The organism is uncultured Brachyspira sp., assembly GCF_944393015.1.
GTDB lineage: Bacteria > Spirochaetota > Brachyspiria > Brachyspirales > Brachyspiraceae > Brachyspira.
Map to the genome: position 1 here is coordinate 1 of NZ_CALXYQ010000088.1, position 5292 is coordinate 5292.

General features: G+C 26.9%; 5 protein-coding genes and 1 pseudogene. All 6 read right to left on the bottom strand.

Going from position 1 to position 5292, the window contains the following annotated elements; translation table 11 throughout:
* Positions 1-20 precede the first annotated feature (20 nt).
* A complete protein-coding gene (locus tag Q0K19_RS14810; protein ID WP_297249313.1) occupies positions 21-692 on the bottom strand; it encodes an ABC transporter ATP-binding protein in 672 nt (223 codons plus the stop codon).
* 2 nt (positions 693-694) lie between these two features.
* Positions 695-1477 (bottom strand): hypothetical protein, encoded by a 783-nt coding sequence (locus tag Q0K19_RS14815; protein ID WP_297249315.1) that lies wholly within the window; start codon positions 1475-1477, stop codon positions 695-697.
* Between the two features lie 362 nt (positions 1478-1839).
* Positions 1840-2562 carry a hypothetical protein gene (locus Q0K19_RS14820; protein WP_014488728.1) on the bottom strand — a complete coding sequence of 241 codons (723 nt, stop codon included), beginning with the start codon at positions 2560-2562 and terminating at the stop codon, positions 1840-1842.
* Between the two features lie 35 nt (positions 2563-2597).
* Positions 2598-3269: an NADH:ubiquinone oxidoreductase gene (locus tag Q0K19_RS14825; RefSeq protein ID WP_297249317.1), complete on the bottom strand. Its 672-nt coding sequence runs from the start codon at positions 3267-3269 to the stop codon at positions 2598-2600.
* A gap of 20 nt (positions 3270-3289) precedes the next feature.
* Positions 3290-4294, bottom strand: coding sequence for a hypothetical protein (locus Q0K19_RS14830; protein ID WP_297249319.1), 1005 nt, complete (start codon positions 4292-4294; stop codon positions 3290-3292).
* A 636-nt stretch (positions 4295-4930) separates the two neighbouring features.
* Positions 4931-5292, bottom strand: a pseudogene (locus Q0K19_RS14835) (hypothetical protein); the annotation flags it as partial.

A 5292-nucleotide genomic window follows, 5' to 3' on the forward strand; every position in this document is an offset into this window, starting at 1 on the left:
AAAAAAACTAAAAATTATTACTATATATTGAGTATTATTCCTCCATCCCTCATAATATATTTTTTGTCCGCATAATCTTCTATCAATTCATCATGAGAAATAAAAAATCCTATGCCGTTTCTTTTCTTTATAGTGCTTCTTATATATTCATAAATAAATTTGCTTGTTTCCGTATCCAAATTCGCACTAATCTCATCGCCGAATATATAAGGTGCTTCACTTACCAATGCCCTTGCAATTGCAACTCTCTGTTTCTGCCCTCCTGAAAGCTGTTCCGGTTTCTTCTTTTTTAAATTATCTATTTTTAAGTTTTCTAATATTTCATTAACTTTTTTATTTATATTAGAAGAACTTTCATTTAAAAACTTAAGAGGTAATGCCACATTGTCAAATACACTCTGAGTTTTCAAAAGCTCAAGCGACTGTAAAATAAGTCCTATATTTGAAAGCCTGAAACTGCTTCTTTCTTTATCGCTTAATTTTGAAACCTCATTATCATTCCAATAAACAGAACCTGAAGTCGGAATGTCTATACTCGATAATATATGAAGTAATGTACTTTTACCAGCCCCAGAAACTCCAGCCACCCATACAATTTCTCCGTCTTTTATTTCTAAATTTATATTCCTATTGGCAATTATATTATAATCTTTAGTTTTATATATCTTTGATATGTTTTCACATCTTATCATAATTAGAAGTCAGAACCCTCCGCACTCAAAAATCCGTCCTTACCTTTCTCATAAGAACTCTTTAATAAATATCCGTAAAAGCCTTTAGGATACATTTTTAAAGCTTCATCTAATTCTTTAAAAGCCTTATCTGTTTCATTTACTTTCATATATGCCATAGATCTATAAATATAAGCTCTATAAACCATATAGTCTGGTAAATTGCTTGTATCATTTAAAGAACTTATTACAGAATAATATGCTGCATTATTATAAAAGCCTAAAGTAGCTATCTGCCACATTCCATATACTTGTTTTGCCCTTATATTATTTTTATCTTTTAATAGAGCCATACGAGCATAAGTATACATATCAACTATAACACTATAAGGATATTGGTTATTAAAAAAAGCAAGTGAAGTAAATGAGTTTGCAAAATTAGCGAATGAAGCATAAATATCTGAAGAACCTTTTTTGAAAACTTTATCTTTCTTAAGGTTATTATATATCTCACCTAAAGTCTTATAATCTTCTTCAAAAGTTCCGCTTGCAATGGATACATTAGCCCAAAGAGTGTAGCATTCTATACTTAAATGCATTTTCTCTTCTTCGCTTAAATTGCTGTTCTTAACTCTATTTAAAATATCCTTAGCTTCACTAGTTCTTACAAGTCTTGCTCCTGAATGGTATTCATTATTTTTATTATCTATTTCTTTTAATATAGCATTAGCCTCGCTTGAAATCTCTCCATATAATCCGCATAAAAAGAAAGCGTTAATAAAAATCAAAACAATCACTCTAAACATTTTAATATCCTTATTTTTATTTATTAAACTCAAGCAATTATATATATTAAAATTTTTAAGTTTATAAAAAGTGTTTTTTACATTTTTATTATTTGTGTGGACTAGCCCCACCGCTCTGCGTACTTCGTAACACCCACACTTCTTTTGCCGAATAGGCACCTACTCGGTGGTGACCCAAAGAAGCAAAAGGACTGCATTTATATACAAAATATATGTCTTATTTTATACATATTCCAAATATATAAAGTTAAAAAACTTGCACTTTTTGGTTCTTTGACGAAGTCCGCCTGTGGCGTGCGGCGGGAAAAAGAACAACAAAAAAATTGATAAACTTAAAATTTTTTAGTATATTTAATCATATCCTAATTAAACATTCCTTTTCCTTTGGCATTCATATCAATAATATTTTTTATAAAAGCTCCTTCTGGAAATATATCTTTTGCCATTTTCATGTACTTATCATAATTGGCTTTATCATTATTTTTAAAATAAGCCTGAGAAGTCCATAAATAAACTATATGCTTTTCCCATTTCTCTTTGGCACTATTTTCAGCCTTTTTAAATATTGGAAGCGATTTATCTATTCCTCCGCCTACAAATTCAGGGCTGTATGCTGTGAGTATTGCTTTACCCAAAAGAGAAGGAAAATGATTCGCATTGATTTTTAAAGCATTGTCATATATTTCCCCTGCCTTGCCTGAAAGTTTTATAACATCATTAAATGAAGAATAATTAATAGCTCCGCTCATCACATCAGCAACAGAAGACAAGTAATCAGCATCTTTCTCCGATAAAAGAGGAGTATTCTTTTTTATATTATCATTCAATAATTTATAAGCCTCTCTTTTACTTCTAGGATTCATATATATGTCCATAAGTAAAATAAGATTATCATAAGTTTGTTTTTCTATTTTTCCAACATTTGCTTTTTTCATTTTTTCTATAGCGAGATTTAAATCATCTGCTTTATTTGTATTAGCCATATAATACAAGTTATAAAGTTCATTAAATTCTTTGCTGTATGAAAAAGCTGAAATAGTCAAAACTAAAGATAAAAATAAAACTGTCAAAATCTTTCTCATCATATTAAATCCTCCTTAAAACAAAATACAATAAAAAACTACTCATTAATATTGTTAACATTGTTCTCTTTATTTAAATTATTAGCAAAAAATGCTTTGTCTTTTATCTTCATATAAATGAAATAAGAAATCATCACAGCAATAAAAGTAAATATAACGCTAACAACATTAGCAATAAGCTGCTGTATTATTAAATCATTATTAATAGTTATATTATTTACCATAAAGTAAAAAAAGAATGATGAAAAATTAAATGCACTTACAATAAATTTAATAAACGTAATTATACCAGCTGTTATTAAAGCCATATTTATATTAAAATCAGTACATTTATTTTTAATATATTTTTTAACAAAATAAATAGTCAAGCAAGTTAATACAATACCAACTATATTAATAATAATACCAAAAGCACTTTGAAATATTAAATAAATCAAAGTTACAGGTGTAGAATCTAGTTTAGTAAAAATTTTTATAATTTCAAACATTCTAAAAAATATATAATGTAAAATACCAATAATTATTGAATAAACAGGATAATATAAAAATGCAGGAAGTATAAAAAATACGCTAAATATAGTAATACAAGTTATAGCAATTATATTTAATACTTCTGAATTGAAAGGTATTAAATAAAATGATAAACTCAATGCTGTATAAAAGATTAAGCATAAAAAAGAAAATATTATTTTATTTTTAATACTTCCCATAAATAATAAACTCCAAAATATTAAAACATTATAGTGCTGATTATTAAATTCATAACCAAACTATTATTATTATCAACACCGAAAGTTAATTGTAAAGGTGTTGTACCGTAGAGATTATACCCTATTCCTCCTCCTACAACATACAATAAATTACCTTTATCAATACTGCTTTCAAAATATTTTCCATAACCTACATTACCAAAAGCAACTAAGTATATATCATTAAAACCAGAAGGAAGAAATCTCATAAAAAACTTATATTCAAAATGAGCAAATGTAAGAAAGTCCATGTTTTTAAGATGTGCTTCTAAATTTGATAAAGGCATCATCATGAGAGAGTATAAATATTTAAATCCAATAGAATATTTTTTCTCACTTTTATCAAAATAGGCACTGTATCCTATATAAGGCATAATTCCAAGTTCTCCCCAATAATGAAAGAATGAATAAGGCAGGCTAGCTGAAACATTATAAGAATACTGCTTTTCATTAGGTATAATGCTTGCCCCTACACCAGCATTGAATTTTAATTTATTAACTCCGTCATCAACAAATGTAGAACTTAAACCAATATTCTGATTAATCTTAAATATAGAACTTAATCTGTAAATCTCTCTTTCAGAAGTTAGCATCTTACCTATATTCATACCATAAGAAATACTAACATTATCAAAATAGTATCCTAATCTTAATTGTCCGTAATATTCTAAATCTTTATAATTGAATGTAGCAAATGGAGGTGTGATTCCTTGCTTGTAATTTAAATCTATAAAAAATCTTCTGTATCTGTATTCCATTCCAACATTAGCAAATATTCCAAATGATGATTCTGCACCATAATCAAAACTTATTCCTACACGAGGAACATATACAAAATGCGAATTCTTTTTATATGCATATCCGAAATCAACGGAAAATGGAAATCCGAAATAATTATAACTGTAATGGAAACCTGAGTTTACAAAATCATTCTGAGCAAAAAGGAAACTTGATAATATAAAAAATAGTAATAACAATCTTTTCATAAAAACAATACACCTACTATTTATCTTATACTACTATTATAACACAAGTACTATGTCTGTCAATATACTTTGTGTAAAATATTAAGAAATTCAACTCTTATATAAAAACAAATCATTTTATGAACTGTAAACTATCTGTCAACTAATTAGCTGTATTTAGAAATACTATATACTGAAAATTTTTAAGTTTGTCATTTTTTTAGTCAACTTTTTCCCGCCGCACACGCTCTGCGGACTTCGTCAAAGTTGCAAAAAGTGCAAGTATAAAATAGTACTAAATAATACTAAAATTGTCTTACATGTAATATAATTTATTAATTTAAGCACACCTTGCCAAAGGCACGCTACGAGAAAACGCAATTGCTAGAACTTTATATTAAAAACATTCCTATTAAATATAGGATATACCCTAAAAATGCAGTCTTTTTGGTTCTTTGGGTCACCAAAAGAACTGGGGGTATTACGAAGTACGCAGAGCGGTGGGGCAAAGCCACCACAAACAATAAAATTGAAAAACTAAAATTGACAAAATATAGTTGTTTAGGTATATACTAAAAATTTTTAACTTTGTCAATTTTTTGATGTTCTTTTGCAGAGCAACTGTGGGCTAGTCAAAAAAATAATAACAATATAAAACTAATTTTTTAAAACATATTCAAATATCTTACTTCTAAATAAATGATAATCTGCAATTATAGAAATAGTCCAACTCAATATTCCATTAAAAGCCCAAATAAACCATAAATAATTATTATATTGATATGTAATGATATTTACAATAATCATTATCACAGAATAAATTATAACAGCGATAATAGAATTTTTTAAATTAATTTTATATATATCATAACTGTACTTTCTTATTTTGGGTTTTATATTATCAGAGAAATTCCAAAAAGAATAAATCACTATATAAATAAATAATACCAAATAAAAATAAGGCATAGTAAGTTTATAACCTATTTTAGTAGTTTCATTAAAAAAACTTAAATTATCTA